Source organism: uncultured Tateyamaria sp., assembly GCF_947503415.1.
GTDB lineage: Bacteria > Pseudomonadota > Alphaproteobacteria > Rhodobacterales > Rhodobacteraceae > Tateyamaria.
This window is the reverse complement of the sequence record NZ_CANNDS010000001.1, coordinates 1,081,945-1,103,475: the sequence shown is the minus strand read 5'-3', so window position 1 is coordinate 1,103,475 and position 21,531 is coordinate 1,081,945. Positions and strand designations below refer to the sequence as shown.

22 protein-coding genes are annotated in these 21,531 nt (G+C 60.5%); 8 read left to right on the top strand and 14 right to left on the bottom strand.

Annotation, left to right across the window (positions count from 1 at the left end):
• Nucleotides 1-85 precede the first annotated feature (85 nt).
• Both Q1A32_RS05295 and mbfA read right to left on the bottom strand, forming a co-directional pair.
• The gene (locus tag Q1A32_RS05295; RefSeq protein WP_299650519.1) at nt 86-1,009 is read right to left on the bottom strand and encodes an AEC family transporter; all 924 of its coding nucleotides are present in this window, start codon (nt 1,007-1,009) and stop codon (nt 86-88) included.
• Nucleotides 1,010-1,037: 28 nt separating this feature from the next.
• The gene (gene mbfA / locus Q1A32_RS05290; RefSeq protein WP_299650516.1) at nt 1,038-2,012 is read right to left on the bottom strand and encodes an iron exporter MbfA; all 975 of its coding nucleotides are present in this window, start codon (nt 2,010-2,012) and stop codon (nt 1,038-1,040) included.
• A 139-nt stretch (nt 2,013-2,151) separates the two neighbouring features.
• Between mbfA and Q1A32_RS05285 the strand changes: the two genes are divergently transcribed.
• Together Q1A32_RS05285 and Q1A32_RS05280 are read left to right on the top strand one after the other, a co-directional pair.
• Entirely contained in the window at nt 2,152-2,769 is a 618-nt protein-coding gene (locus tag Q1A32_RS05285; protein ID WP_299608625.1) for a TetR/AcrR family transcriptional regulator, read from the top strand.
• Between the two features lie 79 nt (nt 2,770-2,848).
• Complete coding sequence (locus tag Q1A32_RS05280) at nt 2,849-4,507, top strand: DNA polymerase Y family protein (protein ID WP_299650468.1); 1,659 nt, start codon at nt 2,849-2,851, stop codon at nt 4,505-4,507.
• A gap of 198 nt (nt 4,508-4,705) precedes the next feature.
• On the opposite strand, the gene Q1A32_RS05275 is transcribed toward Q1A32_RS05280, so the two are convergent.
• From Q1A32_RS05275 to Q1A32_RS05260, 4 genes are all read right to left on the bottom strand, one after another.
• Complete coding sequence (locus Q1A32_RS05275) at nt 4,706-4,981, bottom strand: hypothetical protein (protein WP_299650465.1); 276 nt, start codon at nt 4,979-4,981, stop codon at nt 4,706-4,708.
• Between the two features lie 426 nt (nt 4,982-5,407).
• Nucleotides 5,408-5,917 (bottom strand): PAS domain S-box protein, encoded by a 510-nt coding sequence (locus Q1A32_RS05270; protein ID WP_299650462.1) that lies wholly within the window; start codon nt 5,915-5,917, stop codon nt 5,408-5,410.
• Entirely contained in the window at nt 5,914-6,831 is a 918-nt protein-coding gene (locus tag Q1A32_RS05265; RefSeq protein ID WP_299650459.1) for an AraC family transcriptional regulator, read from the bottom strand. The genes Q1A32_RS05270 and Q1A32_RS05265 overlap by 4 nt, the downstream gene beginning before the upstream one ends.
• Before the next feature lie 203 nt (nt 6,832-7,034).
• Nucleotides 7,035-7,484 carry a ferritin-like domain-containing protein gene (locus Q1A32_RS05260; protein ID WP_299650456.1) on the bottom strand — a complete coding sequence of 150 codons (450 nt, stop codon included), beginning with the start codon at nt 7,482-7,484 and terminating at the stop codon, nt 7,035-7,037.
• A 319-nt stretch (nt 7,485-7,803) separates the two neighbouring features.
• Between Q1A32_RS05260 and Q1A32_RS05255 the strand changes: the two genes are divergently transcribed.
• On the top strand, nt 7,804-8,658 hold the full coding sequence (locus tag Q1A32_RS05255) for a helix-turn-helix domain-containing protein (protein WP_299650453.1): 855 nt from the start codon (nt 7,804-7,806) through the stop codon (nt 8,656-8,658).
• A 149-nt stretch (nt 8,659-8,807) separates the two neighbouring features.
• Here Q1A32_RS05255 and paaK read toward each other — a convergent pair whose 3' ends face one another.
• Nucleotides 8,808-10,100, bottom strand: a complete 1,293-nt coding sequence (gene paaK / locus Q1A32_RS05250) for a phenylacetate--CoA ligase PaaK (protein ID WP_299650450.1) — start codon at nt 10,098-10,100, stop codon at nt 8,808-8,810.
• Nucleotides 10,097-10,531: a hydroxyphenylacetyl-CoA thioesterase PaaI gene (gene paaI / locus Q1A32_RS05245; RefSeq protein WP_299650447.1), complete on the bottom strand. Its 435-nt coding sequence runs from the start codon at nt 10,529-10,531 to the stop codon at nt 10,097-10,099. Before paaI ends, paaK begins: the two co-directional genes overlap by 4 nt.
• 116 nt (nt 10,532-10,647) lie before the next feature.
• On the opposite strand from paaI, the gene Q1A32_RS05240 reads away from it, so the two are divergent.
• Nucleotides 10,648-10,995, top strand: coding sequence for a DUF2794 domain-containing protein (locus Q1A32_RS05240; RefSeq protein WP_299650444.1), 348 nt, complete (start codon nt 10,648-10,650; stop codon nt 10,993-10,995).
• A 92-nt stretch (nt 10,996-11,087) separates the two neighbouring features.
• Here the strand turns inward: Q1A32_RS05240 and Q1A32_RS05235 are convergent, their stop codons facing one another.
• From Q1A32_RS05235 to Q1A32_RS05225, 3 genes are all read right to left on the bottom strand, one after another.
• The gene (locus Q1A32_RS05235; RefSeq protein WP_299650441.1) at nt 11,088-11,858 is read right to left on the bottom strand and encodes a C40 family peptidase; all 771 of its coding nucleotides are present in this window, start codon (nt 11,856-11,858) and stop codon (nt 11,088-11,090) included.
• Nucleotides 11,855-13,225, bottom strand: a complete 1,371-nt coding sequence (locus tag Q1A32_RS05230; protein WP_299650438.1) for a M17 family metallopeptidase — start codon at nt 13,223-13,225, stop codon at nt 11,855-11,857. The genes Q1A32_RS05235 and Q1A32_RS05230 overlap by 4 nt, the downstream gene beginning before the upstream one ends.
• 76 nt (nt 13,226-13,301) lie before the next feature.
• Nucleotides 13,302-13,682, bottom strand: a complete 381-nt coding sequence (locus tag Q1A32_RS05225) for a hypothetical protein (protein ID WP_299613937.1) — start codon at nt 13,680-13,682, stop codon at nt 13,302-13,304.
• A gap of 173 nt (nt 13,683-13,855) precedes the next feature.
• On the opposite strand from Q1A32_RS05225, the gene Q1A32_RS05220 reads away from it, so the two are divergent.
• Genes Q1A32_RS05220 through Q1A32_RS05210 form a run of 3 tightly spaced genes read left to right on the top strand, consistent with a single transcriptional unit; the run spans nt 13,856 to nt 15,824 of the window.
• Complete coding sequence (locus tag Q1A32_RS05220) at nt 13,856-14,506, top strand: carbonic anhydrase (protein WP_299650434.1); 651 nt, start codon at nt 13,856-13,858, stop codon at nt 14,504-14,506.
• A 24-nt stretch (nt 14,507-14,530) separates the two neighbouring features.
• The gene (locus tag Q1A32_RS05215; RefSeq protein ID WP_299650431.1) at nt 14,531-15,508 is read left to right on the top strand and encodes a sodium-dependent bicarbonate transport family permease; all 978 of its coding nucleotides are present in this window, start codon (nt 14,531-14,533) and stop codon (nt 15,506-15,508) included.
• 4 nt (nt 15,509-15,512) lie between these two features.
• Nucleotides 15,513-15,824: a transcriptional regulator gene (locus Q1A32_RS05210; protein WP_299608660.1), complete on the top strand. Its 312-nt coding sequence runs from the start codon at nt 15,513-15,515 to the stop codon at nt 15,822-15,824.
• Between the two features lie 494 nt (nt 15,825-16,318).
• On the opposite strand, the gene Q1A32_RS05205 is transcribed toward Q1A32_RS05210, so the two are convergent.
• The 3 genes from Q1A32_RS05205 to Q1A32_RS05195 all read right to left on the bottom strand — a co-directional run bounded on the left by Q1A32_RS05205 (nt 16,319) and on the right by Q1A32_RS05195 (nt 20,288).
• Nucleotides 16,319-17,932 carry a DUF4139 domain-containing protein gene (locus Q1A32_RS05205; RefSeq protein ID WP_299650428.1) on the bottom strand — a complete coding sequence of 538 codons (1,614 nt, stop codon included), beginning with the start codon at nt 17,930-17,932 and terminating at the stop codon, nt 16,319-16,321.
• Between the two features lie 97 nt (nt 17,933-18,029).
• A complete protein-coding gene (locus tag Q1A32_RS05200) occupies nt 18,030-19,052 on the bottom strand; it encodes an aspartate-semialdehyde dehydrogenase (RefSeq protein ID WP_299650425.1) in 1,023 nt (340 codons plus the stop codon).
• A gap of 63 nt (nt 19,053-19,115) precedes the next feature.
• Nucleotides 19,116-20,288, bottom strand: coding sequence for an MFS transporter (locus tag Q1A32_RS05195; RefSeq protein WP_299650422.1), 1,173 nt, complete (start codon nt 20,286-20,288; stop codon nt 19,116-19,118).
• Between the two features lie 107 nt (nt 20,289-20,395).
• On the opposite strand from Q1A32_RS05195, the gene Q1A32_RS05190 reads away from it, so the two are divergent.
• Nucleotides 20,396-21,523 carry a DUF3095 domain-containing protein gene (locus Q1A32_RS05190; protein ID WP_299650419.1) on the top strand — a complete coding sequence of 376 codons (1,128 nt, stop codon included), beginning with the start codon at nt 20,396-20,398 and terminating at the stop codon, nt 21,521-21,523.
• The last annotated feature ends 8 nt before the right edge of the window (nt 21,524-21,531 follow it).

Genomic DNA, 21,531 nt, shown 5'->3' with positions numbered 1-21,531 from the left:
GTTGGTTCATCGCTAGCGGGCGTTGGCGCTTGCGGCAAGTTTCGGGAGCCTCCGGCGGGAGTTTATTTGGCAAGATGAATGCGGATCAGCTTACCCATGCAATGACGGCGGTAAGGGTGACGACGCTGAGGGCGGTCGAGACGAGGATAGCGGCGGAGACGCGTTGGGGTGCGACGCCGTAGTGTTGGGCGAGCATGTAGATGTTGCCCGCAACCGGCATGGCGGCGCAGGCGATGATCATGGCAGCCCCGAACGGTTCGACGTTGAAAAGATAGATGGCGGAGAAGGCGACAAAGGCCGGGTGCAGCACCAGTTTACAGAAGCTGAGCCAGCCCGCGATCTGGATGCGTTCTGTGGTTTTTGAAGCGAGCGATGCGCCGATGGCGAAGAGTGCACCGGGTGTCGCAGCGCCGCCAAGGATGCTGAGGAAATCATTCATCGGGTCTGGGATCGGGATTTGTAAGCCGGACCACAGCAAGCCAAGTGCCATTGCCACGATCATTGGGTTTTTGATCAGGCCTATGCCAATGGTTTTTATGATGGCTGGCGACATGCGTCCGTCCCGGCCCACTGTGATCAGGATGACGATCAGGCTGGAAAAAACGATGAGGTCCGTGGCCAGCACAAGCATCACCGGGCCAATAGCTTGAGGGCCGAAGAGGAGTGCCAGCATCGGCAGACCCAAAAAGCCCGCGTTGCCGATCACCGCGCATTGCGCCTCGACCGCGTTGGTCTGTACGTCGAGCCCACGCAAGAAGCCGACCATGGTGGCGATGCCGTAGACGAAGGCGGTGCCCCATAGGTAGGCCGCGACCAGCCGAGCATCCCAGACCTCGGCCAGTTCCAGGTTCGCGGCAAAGCGGAAGATCATCGCGGACAGGGCAAAGTAAAAGACGAACTTGGTGAGGTAGGCGGTTGCCTCTTCCGTGAAGAACCGCGTGCGGCCTGCCCAATAGCCAAGGCCGATCAGGGCAAAAAAGGGTAGGGTCTTCAACAGGATCGGCAACATGGGTCAGGGATAGCGCGTGTGGCGCCGCCTATCCACTGCCGATCAACACCCCGGCTGCAAAAACCAACGCGCCCCCTACGACCACCTGCAGAGTTGCCCGCCAGAATGGCGTATCCATGTACTTGTTCTGAATCCATGCGATGGCCCACAACTCGACAAAGACCACGAAGATGGCGGTGATCGTGGCGGTCCAGAAGTCCGCGATCAGGTACGGCAGCGCGTGGCCCAAGCCCCCGACAGTGGTCATGATGCCGGACGCAAATCCGCGTTTGATGGGCGAGCCGCGGCCAGACAATTGGCCGTCGTCGGATGCAGCCTCGGTAAAGCCCATCGATATGCCCGCGCCCACGGATGCTGCAAGGCCGACAAGGAACGTGGTCCAGGTGTCTTGGGTCGCAAAGGCCACGGCGAAGATGGGCGCGAGGGTGGAGACGGAGCCGTCCATCAGACCCGCAAGGCCGGGTTGGACATAGGTCAAGATGAACTGGCGATGCGCTTTCTCATCTTCGGTGGACCGTGTGTCCGGGTCGAGATGGGCGGCTTCCAGTGTTTCGGCCTTTGCTTCGTGCCCTGCCTCGGCGGCGGCGAGATCGCCAAGCAATTTGCGCGTTGCCGCGTCAGAGGTGCGGGCGGCTGCGGCGGCATAGAAGCGTTCGGCATCGCGTTCCATGGCTTCGGCTTCGGACCGGATACGTTCGAGGCTCAGGTTTTCGACCAGCCACACGGGTCGGCGGGCGTAGTAGCCAGACACGTGTTCGCGCCGGATCAGGGGGATCGTGTCGCCAAAGCGGTCTCGATGCAGGTCGATCAGGCGCTGGCGGTGGTCGTCTTCTTCCAGCGCCATGTCTTCGAAGATGGCGGCACTTGCGGGGTAATCCGTGCGCAACCGCTCGGCATAGCCGCGATAGATGCGTGCATCGTCCTCTTCGGATGAAATGGCGAGGGCCAGAACCTCTTGCTCGGTCAGGTCGCTGAAGCGTTTGCGTTGGGTCGTGAAGCGCATCGTACCACCGTTACTTTAGAACCATTCCAAACTATCATGCCCCACAGGATCGAAGATGCAACAGGCGGGATGACTTTTTTGGTATGGAAAGTGAACGAAGCGGTTTATATTGGCGTTATTCCCCGAAACAGGATGGCAGATGAACGACGCAACCCCCATCGTCCGCAAGGGCCGGAAATTTGACCAGGTGCTGGACGGCGCGCGCGATGTGTTCATGGTGGACGGGTTTGAAGGGGCAAGCGTGGATGACATTGCCCGCGCGGCAGGGGTCAGCAAGGCGACGCTGTACAGCTATTTCCCGGACAAGCGCTTGTTGTTCATGGAAGTTGCGAACACGGAATGTGCCCGCCAAAGCCAGGATGCCATCGACAATATCGACATGACAGCCGCCCCACGCGATGTGTTGTGTCAGGCGGGCAAGCACTTCCTGCGCTTCATCACCTCGAAATTCGGCCAGCAGGTGTTTCGCATCTGTGTGGCGGAATCGGATCGGTTTCCCGAGATCGGGCGTGCCTTTTACAAGTCGGGGCCGGAACGGATGCGGGCCGAGATGGGTGACTATTTTCGGGCTGCGGTTGAGCGGGGCGAGCTGAAAGTCGAGGACTTTACGCTGGCGGCGGATCAATTTGGTGAGCTGTGCAAAGCGGATCTTTGGCCACGCCTGATGTTTGGGGTCATTGATACCGTGACCGAGGACGACATCGACCGGGTCGTCGACAGTGCCGTCGAAACCTTCCTTGCGCGCTACGGCGTCTGACTTTTTCCTGATCTGACTTCTCGACTCGGGCCCGCGACTCAGCATATCCATAATCAGAACAAAATGCGAACATTTGCGTATGCCCGACCGTCGTATCCTGTCCATCTGGTTCCCCCGGCTGGGGGCCGAGCGCCTGATCCGCCGTCAGCCCATGCTGGCCGATCAGCCCGTTGCCGTGGTGGAGGAACACCAGAACATGCAGGTGATCACGGCCCTGAACGGGGTCGCGCAGGGCGACGGTTTGCAGGTCGGGCAACCGGTCCGCGATGCTCATGCCATGTGTCCGGGATTGTTGACGTTTCCCCGATCCGAGCAGGGCGAAAAGCAGTTTCTTGAGGCGCTGCAGCGCTGGGCGGGCAAGTTCAGCCCGTGGGTTGCACCCGAGGATGGCGACGCTTTGGTGGTGGACCTGACAGGCTGTGCGCATCTATTCGGGGGCGAGGCGGAGTTGATGCAGGTGGTGCAGGATGATTGCACCGATCTGGGCCTGAGCGTGTTGATGGGTGTAGCGGATACACGGGGGGCGGCGTGGGCGCTGGCCCGCTATGCAGGTCGTGCGACTGGATCGGATCGGTCCGGTGATGCCATTGATCAGGAGGCGCGCGCCACACGGTCCCGTGCGGGCAAGCGGCGGCATTGGACCAAGGGGGGGGCGGCCCCAGCCGTTGCGGCGCAGGCTCTTGATGTCACGCGTATTTCGCCGCCTGGCCAGACCTATAGCGCGCTGTCGCCCTTGCCTATTGCCGCCTTGCGGCTCGCGCCTGAGATGACCGCACAGCTGGGCCGTTTGGGCCTGCGCCGGGTTGGGGATTTGCTGGGGCAGCCGCGGGCCGGGTTGGCCCGCCGTTTTGGCCGGGGTCTGGTGCTGCGGCTGGATCAGGCGATGGGCAGTGCGCCTGAGCCTGTGTCGCCTGCCAAGCCGCCGGATCATTTTGCGGTGCGCATGACCCTGCCCGACCCCATTGGGTTGGCCGAGGACGTGATGGCAGCCATTGATCGTGTTTTGCCGAGACTGTGCAAGATGCTGGAAGATAAGGGAAAAGGCACGAGGCTGGTGATGTTGCAGGCCTTTCGCAGTGACCATGCGGTCGAGGTGGTAGAGGTGGGGCTGGCCCGCCCGACCCATGATCCACATCGCATTCGCCCGTTGTTGGAGATGAAGATCGAGGGCATCGATGCGGGCTTTGGCATCGACATGATCCGCGTTCTGGCGGTGCAGGTGGAGCCCATGCACGACGTGATGACCGTGGGCCACCGGGAGGCCGGGGCGGCGGTGCAGGCGCGGTTGAACAACGCTAATGCGATGGACGATCTGATCGGGCGGTTGGGCGCGCGGGTGGGGCTGGATGCGATCCGCCGCTTTGAACCGGCGGACAGCAACATCCCTGAAAAGTCACATAAAATCATGTCTGCGGCCTGGTCAAAGCCGCATGAGGGGCCGTGGCCCTTGCCCCCGAACCCACGCCCCATGCTGCTGTGGCATCCCGAGCCTGTACACGCGCCTGCCACGCCCAAATTACCGCAAAGCTTTCGCTGGCGAGGGATGGATCTGACCCGGCAGCGGGCCATTGGGCCGGAACGCATTGCGCCGGAATGGTGGCTGGATGACCCGAACTGGCGGTCGGGGACGCGGGACTATTGGGTCACGGATACGGAGGACGGGCAGCGGTTGTGGCTGTTCTATGCGCATGGCGGAGGCATGTCGCCGGGGTGGTTTTGTCAGGGATCCTTTGCCTGACCCTGCGGTGAGGTTCAGGCTCTTCAGATAACCCCGAACTCTACGTCGACAAAGATGTGACCTCGAAAGGCCGAACGTTTGTTCCGAGTTGAGAGGGAAGATGGGGACTGCGGCCCGTTGCGCGGGTTTGCTCAAACGACTGACTACTGAGGCTTGGGAGCTTCTTCTTCATACATCTCCTCGAACCAACTCTGACGGTTATCCGCTTGTCCGATCATTCCCCGGTGACAAAACCGCATGCAAAGCCGCGGAGATGAGTGTTCGCAGCGGTTGGCTTTCATCCTGAGACAAAGCTTTTGCGCCAATTGAGACGCGACCGACGTAGAAATCGGAGATGATACTGAAGATCACGCCTACCTTCTGTTTGGCAGCGTCACCCCAAATCAGTGCGGCAAGCTCATCGACCATCGGATCAAACCCGTTGTCCGCATCGGTCTTGATCGGTAGGTATTGCGCGATGAAATCCACTGGCACCACAAGGTTCTGCCGTATCGCTGACCAATGGGTGCGTTGTCGAAGCCGTTCGCAAAGCAGATTGGAACGACGCAACGGGTGGGAAGATCCGAAAAGGCCTGATGAAGGAGCAGGGCAAGGCGGTCTAGGATGCGACCTCCAACTACGAATTTGACGCCGTCCTGCAAAGGTTCGCAACCGAGCTTGGGAGAGTCAGGTTAAAGGGAACTTTCGCGTATTGCGCCGTGTCTTCAAGCTGTAGGGTAGGAGCACGGCGCTGATGTGAAGAATGGCAAAGCCGCCGGACAGAAAAGCAATCCGTCAGGAGACGTTGCTTATTCCCGCATTCTCCCGCCGAACCAATTTAGCCGTCACCAGAATTTCTGCACCGCTCTCGCACGCCCCCAGAATGCCCGGAGAGAACAGCGAATTCGAAGGATACTTCCCTTAATTCGCCGTTGGACGTCGCTTGTTTAGCGGTGGGCGCGGCGAGCCGAACATGTTGTCAGCCAGATGAAAGACAAAGAACGCAAAGACGGCGGCCTCATCAGCGGGTTGGGCCAGCGGTGTCACGCGCGCGCCCAGCACGAACACCTCGTGTGACGTGCCGTTCTTGCGATAATGGGTCATTGTGGTGAACGCCTGCCCAACCTGCTCAACTTCCTGCCTGAACGACAGGGCGGCCTGATAGTCGGTGTCTTCACCAAGAAGCAGACGCGGCGATTCACCGATCAAATCAGCGCCTTCAAACCCAGACATGTTCTCAAGCGCCTGATTGATGAACAGGAACCTCAGAGGAGCCGTGGCATCGCTGCGAAACAGCAGCGTCGCGGGCAATTTGAGGGACTCCAGAAATTTACTGACAGCTTCGCTTTCCTTCAAACCACTCAACAGAGGATCAATAAGAGGGATCGTCGCGGCAGGCATCTTATTGATACCGGTATTCTGGTAGGTCACGCCCGCAAAGCCTTTCTGAACGCGCCAGGAGGTACGCCGATCGCCTTTGAGAAGGCCGCCGTCATGTGCGACTGGTTCGAAAAGCCTGTCGCATAAGCAATCTCGGCCAGAGGTGCGTTGCTCTGCGCCAGCATCTGCTTGACCCGCATCAGACGCCGCTGGATCAGGAATTGGTGCGGGCTTTCGCCCGTTGCAGCCTTGAACGCCCGGGAAAACCCAAAGGCGTCCCGGTCCAGCAGGCCCGCCATGTCGCTGAGGTCGAAATTGTGCTCCATCTCTGCTTCGATGAATTCAATCAACGTATTCAGTTCGGCTTGGGTCAGCGGGGCTGCACCAGCCTTTTGGGCATCAGAACCGTTGAAAGCCGTGAAAATCTCGTACGCAATGCGGAGCGAAATCGCTTCGGACAACACCCGCCAACCATCGTCTCCGGCGGCCATGACCGCATAGTGTTCCTCGACCAGTTTTTGCAGCGCCGGCCGAAAAAAGGAGGCACGCGGCTCAAGACCGCCTACACGTCCCAAACCCGGGTTGGATTCCGCAACGCGGTCAAGCAGAGACTGATTAATCGAAAGAAACGTGTTTGTCGTTTCGCCATCAAAATCATAGTGTTGATCAATGCCAGGGGGCATGAACGTCAACGATCCCGAACGAATTTCGGCGTCGTGCTTACCGCCACCCGCTTCGACCCGTAGCTTGCCCGCGGATTGGGTCGACAAGACAAGAACAGCATTACCGTATTCAGCATCGATATGCGATTGATGCGCCGCAACGGAAAAGCGTGCGCAATTGATTTCGGATTTTGGTCGAACAACGACGTGCCGTTGCTCCAGTTGGCTTACGGCATCCATCCAGTCAAATGCACGCAATGTAGGCCGTTTTTCCTGCGTCGCCGTTATTCGCGCATAGCTCATAGTGTCAGCTCCCGACGGGATCCCGTCAATATCAGCACGTTTGGCCCAATGCCCCGCCCGGAAGTGCTGAATAGGTCAAATTGTTGTCTCATAACCGCTCCCCGGTCTCAACTGCTGTCCGATCTGATATGCGATATATAGGTGTGTAATTCGATATGACCTTTCGAAAGTGACCTTTCTATCGAAATCTTGCGGGTACTGCCTCAAACGTCCTGCTCAACCAACGCAAGCCTGCGCCGCCACGCGCGGTGCGCCGCCTGATGCGTCGCCATAAGCTGCACTGTGCTTTCGTCATCGGCCTCGCGCGCAACGTCAATGGCTGCGCCAACCGAGTGGATCGCTTGGCGATGCCCTTCATGTAGGTTGCGCACCATCTCCCTGAGCGTGGGTATTCCGTTTGCAGTCGGCGGATTGACCGCAACAACCCCATCCGAATAATCAAGCACCGCGTGGCCGCCCAAATCCACAATATGGCCCGCGAGCGGGTCTATCGACATGTGCATCGCTTCGGCCTGCTCGCGAAAGCAGGCCTGTGCCAAAACCGCGCCGCGCCCAGACACATTCCATTCATAGCTTTTGGCTGTCCGCGACAAACGGCATGTGTTGCCGAGGATGTGGCACAGCGACTCGTGCAGTTGAGCAGGCTCTATCATGCAGGTGTCTCCGGCAGTTGAGCGGTTGGTTGGGCAAACGCCAACATTCAGACGCGCCTTACCTGCGCAGTTTCGTGATGCTCTTTCGAACCGGACTCATACACACCGCCTCAAAGGGCGACAGGCTTCGTCGTGATGTGCACGCACGTGTTCCTGTTTGCAATCATACCACCCATCGCAAATGGCGGCTTCCGGAAGTTTGCTCGATCCTGTCAACGATCGCGTATCGCAAGATTTCAATACGTCGGCCTGCGTCGAAAGAACGCAAGAGGGCCTGAACCTAAGTCGGCTTGTAACGTTTCAATGGACATTCAGAACGATGCATAGACGAGACCATGCCACAGACGAAGCGCTGCACTTCCAAGGGTCGGACTATCTACTTGTCGTGCGGCGACCCGGCGCGTGCCGGATCACAGTGCCAGCCAAGCATCATTTCCTCGATATCTATCTTGGGAAGTCTGACGGCACCTATGAGGTTGCGGGCTTTGAGGACCTTGGCACCGTTTCGAGGCCCTCCACATTCGTTTTCCTGCCTGCAAATGGTGAACGCGAGATCGCGGCGGCGCGTTCGGGGTGGAGCATACAGCTTGCCTTCGACGCTACCCGCATGGATAACGCGATTCAGGCAGCGGACAGTGGCAGTATCAACCTGAATGAACGGTCGGGTCTGCGCGCGATCTGCCACGCCGAAGACGACACTCTGCTTGCCATTGCGCAGCTGATCGCAGGGTTCTGGATTGACGAGTTGCCCAGCCCAACAAAGGAAGAAATCGATGCGGCCGCTACGTTGTTGATGCTCCGCATGCGCCATCATACGCGGCACAGCGACATACGCCCAAGAAAACCGGCTGCTTCATCCAGATGGGTGCAACGCGTTCTCGATCATATCGAGGCAGACCTGAGCGAGAGCCATACCCTGGAAGAGCTGTCCGAGATTGCTGGCGTCAGTCCGTATCACCTGTCACGCGAGTTCCGAAAAGCCACTGGCCGAAACGTACATCGGTATGTCACGGAACGGCGTCTCGCCCACGCCAAACGGAGCTTGCGTAATTCCGATGACTCGATTGTGTCGATCGCTTACGCATGCGGGTTCAGCTCGCAAAGCCATATGACAGATGTGTTCAACAAAGTGCTCGGTACGACGCCGGGAAGGGTCAGACGCGAAGCGATTTGACACCCGACTTGGCGCCTCAAGTGCCGCAGCAGCAACGGACTTTTCCAAGGCTTTCCAGAAAGAGCCAAGTTCAAGTTTTTTTTACAGCGTATTCCCAATTCGGTAGATCGTGCGTCGGCTGTCCAGTATCGGATCGAGAACCCTATGCTTTAGCGCCGATCAACGATCCGGACGGCTTTGCCTTGTGACCGGGCGACTTGCCCTGCGTCGGCGACATCCACAGTTACTGTAATGCCGATGGTCTGCTTGATCTGAGCGGCCAACGCCTGAGCCGCGTGAGCACGATCCGTGTTCTGATCGTTTGCTTCGCAAAGCACCCGCATCTGGTCCATGCGGTCGGGTTTGGACAGTTCGATCTGGAAATGCGGAGCGAGACCATGGGTGGCCATCAGGCATTCCTCGATCTGGGTGGGGAAGACGTTCACGCCGCGCAGGATGATCATATCGTCGGACCGTCCTGTGACTTTCTCCATCCGCCGCATGGTGCGTGCGGTGCCGGGCAGCAGACGCGTGAGATCGCGGGTGCGGTAGCGGATGATCGGGAACGCTTCCTTGGTGAGCGACGTGAAGACAAGCTCGCCCATTTCGCCCTCGGCCACCGGTTCACCTGTGTTCGGGTCGATGATTTCAGGGAAAAAGTGGTCTTCCCAGATGTGCAACCCGTCCTTGGTTTCCACACATTCCATGGACACACCGGGGCCAATGACTTCCGAGAGACCGTAAATATCGACCGCGTGCATGTCGAAGGCCTGTTCGATTTCGCGGCGCATGGCATTGGTCCAGGGTTCAGCGCCGAAGATGCCGACTTCGAGCGACGAGGCGCGGGGGTCGAGGCCCTGTGCGGTGAATTCATCAAGGATCGACAGGGCGTATGACGGGGTGACCGTGATGCCCTTGGGTTTGAAGTCTTCGATCAGCCGAACTTGGCGGGGTGTCATGCCGCCAGAGATTGGGATGGTTGTAAGCTCGAGTGCGTCGGCCCCAAGGTGGATGCCCAAACCCCCGGTGAATAGGCCGTAGCCATAGGCATTGTGTAGCAGATCGCCGGGTGTCATCCCTGCGGCGCGCAAAGATCGGGCGACGACCTGGCCCCAATGACTGAGGTCGTTTTCGGTGTATCCCACGACGGTCGGTTGGCCTGTCGTGCCGGATGATGCGTGGATGCGTTTCACCTGATCGCGCGGGACGGCGAACATGCCGAACGGGTAGTTGGCGCGCAGGTCCTGTTTTGTGGTGAAGGGGAATTTTGCCAGATCGCTGAGGGAGATCAGGTCGTCCGGGTGGATGCCCGCGGCGTCGAAGGCGGCTTTGTAGTGCGGCACATTTTCGTAGGCGTGCGCGAGGGACCATTTCATGCGGTCGAGTTGGAGCGCCTCAATCTCGTCCCGGCTGGCGATTTCGATGGGGTCGAGGGTGTTCGGGGCGGGCGTGAGGTCTTTCATTCTGCGTCCTCGTCGAAATGGGTGCCTTGGATGGTGCGCGACAGGCCACGGAACAGGGCGATCTGGCGGTTATCTGCGCCTGTCACGGTCACATCATAGGTGCCGGAGCGGCCTTGGCGGGCTGTTTCGGTCGCGGTGGCGGTGAGCAGTTCACCGGGTCGTCCGGGCGTGAGGTAGGTGATCTGGTTTTGTTGGGCAACTGTGAGCATGTTATAGGTATTGCAGGCAAAGGCGAAGGCGCTGTCGGCCAGCGTGAAGATCATGCCGCCGTGGCAGATACCGTGACCGTTCAACATGTCGTCGCGCACCGACATGGTCAGCGTGGCGTGACCTGGTGCGATATGTTTGATCTCCATGCCGAGCGCCTGGCTGGCCTGGTCAGAGGCCCACATGCTGTCGGCGCTGCGCTGGGCGCGCTGCTGTGGTGTCATCCGGCATCCTCCCTTATGCGTTTCAGACTGGCGTGACATTGCATGGGTTCTGTAACACGTTCAAGCGCATTGGCTTGCCTCTTGAAATTGTGGCCGCGCCGCGCAAGTGTTGCGGCATGACGCTTCACACGCCTCCTCCCTCAAATCTGCGAGAAATGCCAAGCCCGCAGGTCGCTTTCCATCGGACCGAGTTGTCGGTGATCCTGTCCCTTTATGGCCGCATGGTGGCCGCGGGCGAATGGCGCGATTACGGGATTTCCTGCCTGAAGGAAGTTGCCGTGTTTTCCGTGTTTCGACGGACGGCGGAAAACCCGATGTACCGGATTGAGAAGCGCCCAAAGCTGCGCGGCAAGCAAGGCATGTACGCCGTTATTGGTATGGATGGTCAGGTGCTGCGCCGAGGGCATGATCTGAAGACCGTGTTGCGGGTACTGGAGCGCAAGCTGATCCGGGCCGTTGAGTGATCCAATTGTCCGCTGACGCGGGCGCGACTTATTTTTGCTGACGAGGGGCGCTGCCCCTCGAGCTCCCCGGGATATTTTCAGCCAGAAGAAGATCAGGGACGTAAGTGGTTGGTGATATCGCCACCGCCTTTGGCCGCGATACGTTTTTTGGCGGTGTCGATGGATTCTTCGACCACTGACATGTGAAACGCGTTGGCGTGGATCATGTGGGTGGGGCTTGTGACGAGGGCAACATGCCCTTTCCAGAACAACAAGTCACCGGGCTGGTGTGGGCCGTTGGCTGTTTCGAACGCTGCCTCTTGCTGGTCGCTGTCGCCGGGGCATGGGATGCCTGCGGTGGTGAGTGCAATTTGGGTGAGGCCGGAGCAGTCGATGCCTGCCCGTGTGTTGCCACCCCAGAGGTATGGGGTGCCGAGGAAGAGGCGCGCAGTTTCGATGGCGTTTGCCGTGAAGGGCAGCGGCGAAAGTTGTGCCTTTGGCACGTGGCCGAAGGCTGTTTCGATGAAGTCGGGTGTGTCCGACAATGCCGTGACCTTTGCGCCGAAGGTCAGTGTTGCCGTTTCGGCGGTCTTAATGTTTGCGGCACTGTAGGCATGGGCGGCGGGCGTTATGACCAAATGCGTTGCGGGCGTGACAGGGCCGATTGCGGTTGCCGGAACAAAGCCGACATAGCCGTCGAGATCGGCACGGACATAGGCGTGGCCGTCTGTCTGCACAAGCACAGTGACTGTCGCCCCTGCAATGAGTTGCCGGTCGCGTGGGCCGCTTGGCCGCGACAGCAGATCTGTATGGGCGGCAGAAATCTGGCCCGGCGTCGTGCCATCGACCAAGTGGGGGTCGGGTGTTGTGCGGCGGTCTGTCAAAGGTTCAACATCTGCGGCAAAGCATCAAGCAGGGCGCGCGTGCCTTGGCCGACGCCGCCTTTTGGTCGTGCGGGCGCGTCGCTGGGTTGCCATCCGTAGATGTCGAAATGCATGTAGCGGCTTGTGTCCACGAACCTTCGCAAGAACAACGCTGCGGTGATGGAGCCCGCGAACCCGCCTTTGGGCGCGTTGTCCAGATCGGCGATCCCGGGTTCGATCATCGCCTCGTAAGGCGTGTGGAAAGGCATCCGCCAGACAGGGTCGGCGGTGGACGTTGCTGCAGCCTCAAGTGCGGACACCAATTCAGGATCATCCGTATAGTAGGGCGCGAGGTCGGGGCCGACGGCGACGCGCGCTGCACCCGTGAGCGTGGCCATGGATATGATGAGATCGGGTTCGCCTTCGTCAGCCAAGGTCAGCGCGTCGGCCAGTACCAGGCGCCCTTCGGCGTCGGTGTTGTTGATCTCGACAGTAAGGCCCTTGCGACTGGTCAGGATGTCCTGCGGGCGAAAGGCGTTGCTGGACACGCTGTTTTCGACGGCCGGAATCAGCACGCGCAGTTGCACGGGCAGCCCGGTCGCCATGATCATGTGGGCAAGGCCCAGCACGGCGGCGGACCCGCCCATATCCTTTTTCATCAGCCCCATTGAGCTGCCGGGTTTGAGGTTCAGCCCGCCGGTATCAAAGCACACACCTTTGCCCACAAGTGCAAGTTTTGGACCTTTGTTGCCCCATCTCATGTCGATCAGACGGGGTGCGCGATCAGCAGCGCGCCCGACCGTGTGGATCATCGGATAATTTTGCGCGATCAGATCTTCACCCGTTGTCACGTTGATCTGCGCACCAAAGGTCGACGCGAGATCGCGGGCGGCCTGTTCCAGATCCGGTGGCCCCATGTCCGATGCAGGTGTATTGATCAATGAGCGGCTGAGCGCTTCGCCATTGGCAATCGCAGTGATCCGCGCGGCATCCAATCCGTCGGGCGCTACAAGCTCGGCACCCATTGGCGATTGGTCCTTGTACCGGTCAAACCGATAGCTTGCCAGAAGCCAGCCAAGTGCCTCCACTTCCAGCGTGCCGGGGGCAAGGTCTGACACAAGTTCGTAAGTGCCCGCCGGCAGCTTGGCAGCGCCCGCGGCCAGATGGAACCGACCGCGGGCGCGTGATTTTGTGTTGCCATATCCAACAATGGCACCTGCATCACCCGGAAGAAGCAGAGCCTGACCGATCGCCCCGGTAAAACCGTGCGTTTCGGCCCAATTCCGAACCGGCTCGGGCTGATCCGCAAGCCAGCTTGGGGCGGCCGTGTCATCCAATAGGCGAACGGGCCGGGTCGTGTCAGTCCGAGCGGCAAAGCTAAGCGTCATGATGGAAAAGATCCTGCGGTTGTGTTGCGCAGAGCCTAACCAGTTTGCATATCGCCGCAAGTGGGCGCAGGCACCGTCAAATTGTGACGTCCTGCAAATCCCAGATCGCGGTCAACGATCCCTCGCCCGTGCGCAGCAGTCGGCCCAGGGTTGCTGCGATGGCGACCTGATCCCGTGCTTCGGCGCAGCGGACGACGTCACCCGCGACCTTTGCAAGCGCATCCATGCCAATTTGATCGGCAATCGCGATCAGTGACTTCGCTGATCGGCGCAGATCATTGAGCTGACCCTTGCGGTACAACCGATCACAATGACCCATGCGCAGGGCCAGTTCTTCCATCGCGCGACATACGACATCCTCCGCGTTTGCGGGGTCCATTTCCCCGTAAAGCGCGTTCAGGCGGTCGTGATTGACCTGCACGGACTCGTGCAGCTGAATTTGTGTTACTGTTGACAAAACGTCACCTCTACTCACCCAAAAGTCTTACTGCCCCCACGGCTGGTCTTGGGTATAGGTCACAGACCCTTCCCAAATCGTTATGCGCGCACTGTCTTTTCGCTCGAATTTGTTGCGAAATGGGGCTAATCACCGCCTCCAAGGGCGACATGACAGACTGACCGGGGACGCACATGCACAGGATGAAGCCGCTTCCGACGTTTCTTTTGCAGCGGTATCAGGGCTGGAAGGCCACGACCTATGAAGAGAACAGCGCTTGGTACAAGCGCCTGGCCACCGAAGGTCAGCGTCCGCGCGCCATGGTCATTTCCTGCTGTGACAGTCGGGTGAATGTGACGTCGATCTTTGGCGCCGATCAGGGTGAATTCTTTATCCACCGCAACATTGCAAACCTTGTGCCCCCCTATGAGCCGGATGGCGACCACCATGGCACCTCCGCTGCCGTCGAGTATGCCGTGAACGTATTGCAGGTCGCGCATCTGGTCGTGCTGGGCCATTCCCGTTGTGGCGGCGTGCAGGGCTGTATCGACATGTGCGAGGGCCGCGCGCCCGAGCTGGAGGAAAAGGAAAGCTTTGTGGGTCGGTGGATGGACATCCTGCGCCCCAAGTTCCCCGAAGTGGCCGATTTGGCCGCACCCGAGGACAAGGCGCAGCGCCTTGAGCAACTGGCCGTTGTCACGTCGATGGAGAACCTGATGACCTTCCCGTTCGTGGAAGAGCGGGTGAACAACGGCTCCCTCAGCGTGCATGGGCTTTGGACTGATATTGCCGAAGGTGGGCTGAAGCAGTTCATGGGCAAGACGCTTGATTTTCAACCCGTTTGATCCGGGCCACCCGAGGGGACAGTTTTGGACCAAATCCTGAGCCTTGCGGCGACAAACCTGTTGTCGCCCATCATCCTGAGTTTTGCGCTGGGCGTGGCGGCGTCCTTGGCCCGGTCGGATTTGAACATTCCCGAAGCCGTGGCCAAGGGCATGTCGATTTACCTGCTGTTTGCCATCGGCTTCAAAGGTGGCGTGAGCGTGGCCGATCATGGGATTGACGGCACTTTGGCGGCGTCCCTGCTGGCGGGCATCGTGTTGTCCGCGGCCTTGCCCGTTGTCGCTTTTGGTCTGTTGCAGGTCATGGGCAATCTGAGCCGGTTGGATGCCGCAGCCGTTGCTGCGCATTACGGGTCGATTTCCATTGTCACCTTTGTGGCAGCGACCTCCGTCTTGGACAGCAGCGGGATCGCGTCCGAAGGGTACATGGTTGCCGTGGCCGCGGCGATGGAAGCGCCTGCGATCCTGTCGGCTCTGTGGTTGATCTCTCGCGGTGGGGACAGTCGGCGCATGGACCCTGAGCTGTTGCGGGAGATCATGCTGAACGGGTCCATCGTCCTGCTGGTTGGCAGTTTCGTTATCGGCTGGATCACGGGTGTGGACGGGTTGGCCAAGATCAGCGCGTTCATCGTATCGCCGTTTCAGGGTGTTTTGTGCTTGTTCCTGCTGGATATGGGGCTTGTCGCGGGCCGGGGCCTGCGCGGTGGGTCAGGTGTGTTGAAGCCCGGTGTGCTGGTCTTTGGCATGGTGATGCCGCTGGTGGGGGCCACCTTTGGCTGTATCGCGGGCCTTTTGTTGGGTGTCAGCACGGGCGGCGTGGCGCTGTTCATGGTTCTGTCCGCCTCGGCCAGCTATATCGCCGTGCCCGCGGCCATGCGCGTGGCTCTGCCCGAGGCGAACCCGTCCATCTACCTGACCCTGTCGCTAGGGGTTACATTCCCATTCAATCTGACGCTTGGCATCCCGATCTATGTCGCCATCGCCAGCGCGCTGACCGGAGGATAAGCCCATGCAGACGCACAAGGCCAAACGTGTTGCCATCATCATCGAACAGGTGATGCAAAGCCGTCTGACCGATGCATTGTCCGACGGAGGCGTGACCGGGTGGACGGTTTTGCCCGTGTTGGGCGGATCGGGTCGGTCGGGCGCATGGAGCCGCGAGGGGCAGGTCAGTCGGGGAACAGGCATGGTGCAGGTCGTCTGTATCATCAAGCCCGAGCGCCTCGATGAGATGCTGGATGCCGCCTTTGCCGTTGTGGAACGGCATATCGGCGTGGTCACGGTCAGCGATTGCGAAGTGCTGCGCGCCGAACGGTTCTGAACGAAAAAAGGGCGGCACGTCCCTCAGAATGCGCCGCCCAGACCACTCGTTACCCCACAAACCCGCGCGCCACTCACCCCATTCACTGGTTCCTTCACCGCGCGGATGTTTCGTGCATCAACCGCTGTCCACCGCGCATAGGCATCTGTCCTCTGGCGTCGGGTCACCCACGACCCCGGCCACTGGTTTGATCCTGCGATGGAATGCGGCATTCTGCCGTTTTTGACGCAATCAATTGCGTTTGCGTCGGGGACATGGATCAAGGCGTTACCCGCCTTTTTCGTCCCAAGGCCGACCATGTAGCCGGCCGATGAGGCAGGTATGACAGAGCGGTATTACCAATTGCTTTCCCGGACACCGAGCCGTCTTAACGAGTGCAATGATCCGGAGATTTATCCATTTGAAACAACGTGGTAGCAAGTAATGTCACTTGCGTACAAATTGACCGAACTCGCAAAAGTGCCGCATAGCGCACGTTTAAAGCGGCCTTTTGACTAGCGCAGCACCTTACCTTCGGGCCATGTGAGCGTGGTATCTATGGAAATGGTTTCGGTTTCACCTGCGTCCAGCGACAGTTGCCATTCCAGAATGCCGCGCTGATCATCAACGGCTTCGTGGTCTGGGGCCGGTGAAGCAGACCAGTCGATCTCAAGATCTTCCTGTTCGGAAAACGGGACCGCGTCACGCACGGCCACGTCCCACGCGCGGTCTGTCAGGTTCTCGACCTCGATCCGTACGGCTTCGGTTTCCTCGTTTGACCGGGTGATGATGCCGCGGTCGCCTTCGTTGCGGTCCAGCACCGTGCGGGTCAGGCGCAGGCCGTCGATGCGGCCAAAGAAAAGGTCGGCCTTTGCATTCGGTGGCAGTGCAGCAACCTGTGTTCTGCCGACCAACTGCCCATCCACATAAAGCAGCGCGCGTCCGGGCAGCAGGATTTCCGGGCTGGTGTTGGTGATTTTTGCCAGCCGGAATGCGGTTTCGTCAAAAAGCGGGATCGCTTGTGCGCTGAGCGTGGCATCCATATCCAGCGTATCGAGAGCGACCTGCAGGTCTTCGCTGCGTGCCTTGATCGTGACGAGGGTGGGCAGGGTGTAGGTAACACCGATGCCGTCGAAGTTGGCGGCGGCGGCTTCTTCTACGATCACGGGGGCTTCCATGATGGGTTCAGCGGCACCCATGACGCTGTCGGCTTGCAGCCGGGACAGTTCGCGTTTTTGCTGCACCGGGTCTTCGATCCGGCGCCTTTGGGGCCAGAGTTGACTGGGTTCGGATTGGGCAAAGGGTTCGAGGGTGGAGAGGGTCAGTTGGATATCGGTCCAATCCTCGTTCGTGAATTGCGAGATGACGGCGCTGCGCGCGATTGAAAGAGCCGTGTCGTCCGTCAAGTTGATGTCATAGACCGGAGCCCAAGATACGCCACCTGTGAGGTAGGTCAGGTCCAGCGCAACCGCGACCGGTTGCGGGACGCTGACGTTGAGCGACAAGGTCGCAGGGGCCGTGTTTGTCGGCGTGACAGCATCCAGCGCGGCTTGGGCTTGTGCCATGGCGAACTCCAGATCGGGGCGATCGCGGCGGAGTTGCCGCGCTTCGGCCTCGGCTGCGCGCATGGCGGCGCGAGCGGCAGTGCCGTCGCTGGCGATCAATTGACCGATGGCGCGCAGGTCGTCCACATTTGTGGCCGCGTCTTCGGGAACTGTCAGCCCGTTCAGGAATTCGATCTGATCCTGGGCTGCTTGGGCTGACGCAAGGGCCAATGCGATCCGATCATCCAATGCCGCCAGTGCTTCGGTGGCGGTGTCGAGGGCGTCCTTTGCAGCCACCCAGTCGGGTGTACGCGGTGCGCGGTAAGGGGCGTTTGGCCGCTGCGTCCAACTGCGGGCGATGATCGTGGCCCCGGTCAAACGGATGTCCATCGCGTCCAGCGACAGGCTCGGGTCCATATCGCGCAGCTCAACCGTGTGTTGGCCTGCGGGCAGGTCGACCGTTGCGTTGCGAGAGACGAGCGCCCCTTGCGCATAGACCGTGGCGGCCACTAGCGGGGCTTGTACGACGAAGGTGTCAGCCAGAACAGGCAGGGGCAGCAGGGCAAGGATCAGGGCGAAACGCATGGGGGCACCTTAGGTTGGGTACCGACAGTCTGCACCGTGCGGGCCAAAAGAAAAGGGGCCGATTGGCCCCTTGTTCCCCGCAAGCTGCGTTTGAGACCTAGCCCTTTTTTAGGCACCGCGTGCCCAGCACCTCTGCGATCTGCACCGCGTTCAGGGCAGCGCCCTTGCGCAAGTTGTCCGACACGCACCAGAAGTTCAGGCCGTTGTCGATGGTGCTGTCCTGCCGCAGACGGCTGATGAACGTGGCAAAGTCGCCCACACATTCGATCGGCGTGACGTAGCCGCCGTCTTCGCGCTTGTCGATCACCATGATGCCGGGCGCTTCGCGCAGGATGTCGCGTGCTTCGTCCTCGTCGAGGAAGTCCTCGGTTTCGATATTCACCGACTCCGAGTGGCCGACAAACACGGGCACCCGCACGCATGTCGCCGTGACCTTGATCGACGGGTCGATGATCTTCTTCGTTTCCGCGACCATCTTCCACTCTTCCTTGGTCGAGCCATCGTCCATGAAGCTGTCGATATGCGGGATCACGTTGAAGGCGATCTGCTTGGTGAACTTGGCGGGCTCCACGTCCGTGGTGGGATTGTAGACGGCCTTGGTCTGGTCCCACAGCTCGTCCATGCCAGCAGCACCGGCACCCGACACGGATTGGTAGGTGCTGACCACAACGCGCTTGATCTTGGCCCGGTCGTGCAGCGGCTTCAGCGCCACGACCATTTGCGCGGTCGAGCAGTTGGGGTTGGCGATGATGTTCTTCTTGGCATAGCCTTCGATCGCGTCGGCGTTCACTTCGGGCACGATCAGCGGGACATCGGGGTCGTAGCGGTAAAGCGACGAGTTATCGATGACCACGCAGCCTGCCTTGGCCGCGGCTGGTGCGTATTTCTTGGTCGCGTCCGAGCCGATAGCGAAGAGCGCGATGTCCCAACCCGTGAAGTCGAAGGTATCAAGGTCCTTTGTCGTCAATGTCTGCTCACCAAAGGACACCTCTGTCCCCAGGCTGCGGCGGCTTGCCAGAACGGCCAGCTCGTCCACGGGAAACTGGCGCTCGGCCAGGATGTTCAGCATTTCGCGGCCCACGTTACCGGTGGCGCCCGCGACGACGACACGATACCCCATTTTCGACTCCTTTTCGGGTAGGTGCGTGGGCCTTACACCCAATGCCTGCCGGGGGAAAGGGCGTCAGTCAGTCGAGTCACGGCTGAGTGCATAGATGGCCACACCTATCGCGAGGGCGATGGCGAAAAAGCCGAAGATGGCGATGTAGGGGGCTGTGGGGTCGCCGCCTGCCGTGGCCGTGTGGATGCGGCCCGAGATGGTTTGCATGACCCCGACGCCGCCGATGCCAAAGAGGTTCATCAGTGTGACCCCACGCCCGGTCAGGTGCGGTGGGAAAAAGCTGCGGGCGTGGGCGATGATGACGGGGAAGGACGCGCCGAGGGCGCCGATGGCGGCAAAGAGGGCGATGGACATCCACGGACCTGTGTCGATCCACAGGATCACCAGCGCCAGCATGGCGACGGTCAGGGCATTGCCCGCGAAGACAATCCATTTGCGGGTGCCGAAGATGCGGTCGAGCGGGCCATAGGCGATGGTGCCGAGGATCATGGCGAGGCTCATCACCAGCGTGGCGATCCCGATCTGGGCTGTCGTCTGGTCGAACACGTCGCGCATGTAGGGGCCGATCCAGAGGCCGCGCACGGCGGCGACGGGGGCGTAGTTGACGAACATGATGGGGAAGATGAACCACAGGGCGGGCATGCGCAGCAGGTCCAGAAGTGATCCTTGGCCCGCGGCGTCGGCCCTGGCCGGGTCGCGGACGGACAGAAGGACGCCGATGGCGATCAGCGCCGTGGTTGCCGACAGGACCCACATGGCGTTGCGCCAGCCCATCGTGTCGACCGCGAAGGCCATGGGGTAGCTTGAGATCAGGTTGCCGATGGTGCCGATGCCGATCATCAGCGCGGCGAGCGTGGCAAAGCGGGCCGGATCGAACTCGCGCGCGAAGATGTAGAAGCTGGCCATCAGGACGGGTGAGCAGCCGATGCCGATGAGGGCCATGGCGGCATGGATGTAAAGAGGGCCTTGGGCCAGTGCGAAGAGGGCAGCACCGCCAGCCCCGCCGATGAGGAACAGCCAGCCTCCTGTGCGGCGGGGGCCAAGTGTATCTAGCGCTTTGCCCACGGGCAGTTGCATGAGTGCAAAGGCGAGGAACCAATATCCGGAGGCTGTGGCCAGCACATCGGGTGTGATGCCCAACTCCGTTTCGAGCGGCCCTGTGAGTACGGCCAGGAAGGCGCGAAAGAACTGGCTGAGCACATAGGCCAGCGCCAGCAGGATCAGTCCGGTTTGCATGGAGGTCTCCGTTCCCTGTGCATTGGGTCGCATGGGGTTGGGGTGCGCGCAAGGGACATTGTGTGGGGGCGGACCCGTGTTAGGGTCTGGCGGGAAGGGGTTCAGAGATGTTCTATGATGACCTGCCGCGGCTGACGGCCTTTGACGATGTGGCTGATCTTGGGCGCTATACGCCGCTTCCGGATGATTGGGTTGTTGGCGTGTCCGATATCGTCGGCTCCACCGATGCGGTGGCGGCGGGTAAGTACAAGACCGTCAACATGATCGGGGCGGCGGTGATCTCGGCCCAGATCAATGCGGCGGGGGGCCGGGCCTTTCCGTATGTGTTTGGCGGCGATGGGGCCGCGTTTGCCCATCCGCCGGAGTTTGCGGACGAGGCGGGGCGTGCTTTGGCCGCCGTGCGGGTCTGGGCGGAGGCAGAGTTTGGCATGGGTCTGCGCGTGGGTCTGTATTCTGTTGCCGATATTCGGGCGGCGGGGCCGGAGGTGGCCGTGGCGCGCTATGCGGTGTCGGAGGGTGTGGATTACGCCATGTTTGCAGGTGGCGGTGTGAGTTGGGCCGAGGGTCAGATGAAGGCCGGGGAAGAGACTGTGCCCCCTGTCCCCGCGGGGACACAGCCCGATTTGACGGGGCTGAGTTGTCGGTGGAGCCATATGAAGGCGCGCAACGGGACGATCCTGTCGCTGCTGTTGTCCCCTGTTGAGGGTGTGGATCAGGCCCGGTTCGGCACGGTGGTCGAGGCGGTGCTGGCCGAGGTCGCGCATCTGGATCGCGGCGGGCACCCGTCGCCGCCCGAGGGCCCTGGCACCGATTGGCCGCCTGCGGGGGCGACGCTGGAGGCGCATGCCAGCCATGGGAGCAAAGGCGTGAGGGCGCGCAAGCGGCAGGTGCTGTTCGAGACGTTGATTGCCTGGGTGCTGATCAAGACGGGGATCAAGCTGGGTGGGTTTGATCCCACGCACTATCGAAAGACCGTGGGTGACAATGCGGATTTCCGTAAATTCGATGACGGGTTGAAAATGACTGTCGATTGCGATGCGGCGACGGTGTCGCGCTTGCGCGCGGTGCTGGACGAGGCGCGGGCGGATGGTGTGGCGCGCTATGGGCTACACACGCAGGACGAGGCGATGATGACCTGCATCGTGCCGTCCATCATGGACGACACGCATGTGCACTTCATTGATGGCGCTGCGGGTGGGTATACGCAGGCGTCCGTTGGGTTGAAGGCAGGCTAGGCGGCAGG

Excerpts from the sequence above, each read along its gene's own strand:
- Q1A32_RS05205 (WP_299650428.1), bottom strand. The coding sequence starts at position 17,932 with ATGCGTTTCGCCCTGATCCTTGCCCTGCTGCCCCTGCCTGTTCTGGCT.
- Q1A32_RS05285 (WP_299608625.1), top strand. The coding sequence starts at position 2,152 with ATGAACGACGCAACCCCCATCGTCCGCAAGGGCCGGAAATTTGACCAG.
- Q1A32_RS05190 (WP_299650419.1), top strand. The coding sequence starts at position 20,396 with ATGTTCTATGATGACCTGCCGCGGCTGACGGCCTTTGACGATGTGGCT.
- paaI (WP_299650447.1), bottom strand. The coding sequence starts at position 10,531 with ATGACACCACAGCAGCGCGCCCAGCGCAGCGCCGACAGCATGTGGGCC.
- Q1A32_RS05265 (WP_299650459.1), bottom strand. The coding sequence starts at position 6,831 with ATGAGCTATGCGCGAATAACGGCGACGCAGGAAAAACGGCCTACATTG.
- Q1A32_RS05255 (WP_299650453.1), top strand. The coding sequence starts at position 7,804 with ATGCATAGACGAGACCATGCCACAGACGAAGCGCTGCACTTCCAAGGG.
- Q1A32_RS05230 (WP_299650438.1), bottom strand. The coding sequence starts at position 13,225 with ATGACGCTTAGCTTTGCCGCTCGGACTGACACGACCCGGCCCGTTCGC.
- Q1A32_RS05295 (WP_299650519.1), bottom strand. The coding sequence starts at position 1,009 with ATGTTGCCGATCCTGTTGAAGACCCTACCCTTTTTTGCCCTGATCGGC.
- Q1A32_RS05280 (WP_299650468.1), top strand. The coding sequence starts at position 2,849 with ATGCCCGACCGTCGTATCCTGTCCATCTGGTTCCCCCGGCTGGGGGCC.
- Q1A32_RS05200 (WP_299650425.1), bottom strand. The coding sequence starts at position 19,052 with ATGGGGTATCGTGTCGTCGTCGCGGGCGCCACCGGTAACGTGGGCCGC.
- Q1A32_RS05240 (WP_299650444.1), top strand. The coding sequence starts at position 10,648 with ATGACGCTTCACACGCCTCCTCCCTCAAATCTGCGAGAAATGCCAAGC.
- paaK (WP_299650450.1), bottom strand. The coding sequence starts at position 10,100 with ATGAAAGACCTCACGCCCGCCCCGAACACCCTCGACCCCATCGAAATC.
- Q1A32_RS05260 (WP_299650456.1), bottom strand. The coding sequence starts at position 7,484 with ATGATAGAGCCTGCTCAACTGCACGAGTCGCTGTGCCACATCCTCGGC.
- Q1A32_RS05220 (WP_299650434.1), top strand. The coding sequence starts at position 13,856 with ATGCACAGGATGAAGCCGCTTCCGACGTTTCTTTTGCAGCGGTATCAG.
- mbfA (WP_299650516.1), bottom strand. The coding sequence starts at position 2,012 with ATGCGCTTCACGACCCAACGCAAACGCTTCAGCGACCTGACCGAGCAA.
- Q1A32_RS05210 (WP_299608660.1), top strand. The coding sequence starts at position 15,513 with ATGCAGACGCACAAGGCCAAACGTGTTGCCATCATCATCGAACAGGTG.
- Q1A32_RS05195 (WP_299650422.1), bottom strand. The coding sequence starts at position 20,288 with ATGCAAACCGGACTGATCCTGCTGGCGCTGGCCTATGTGCTCAGCCAG.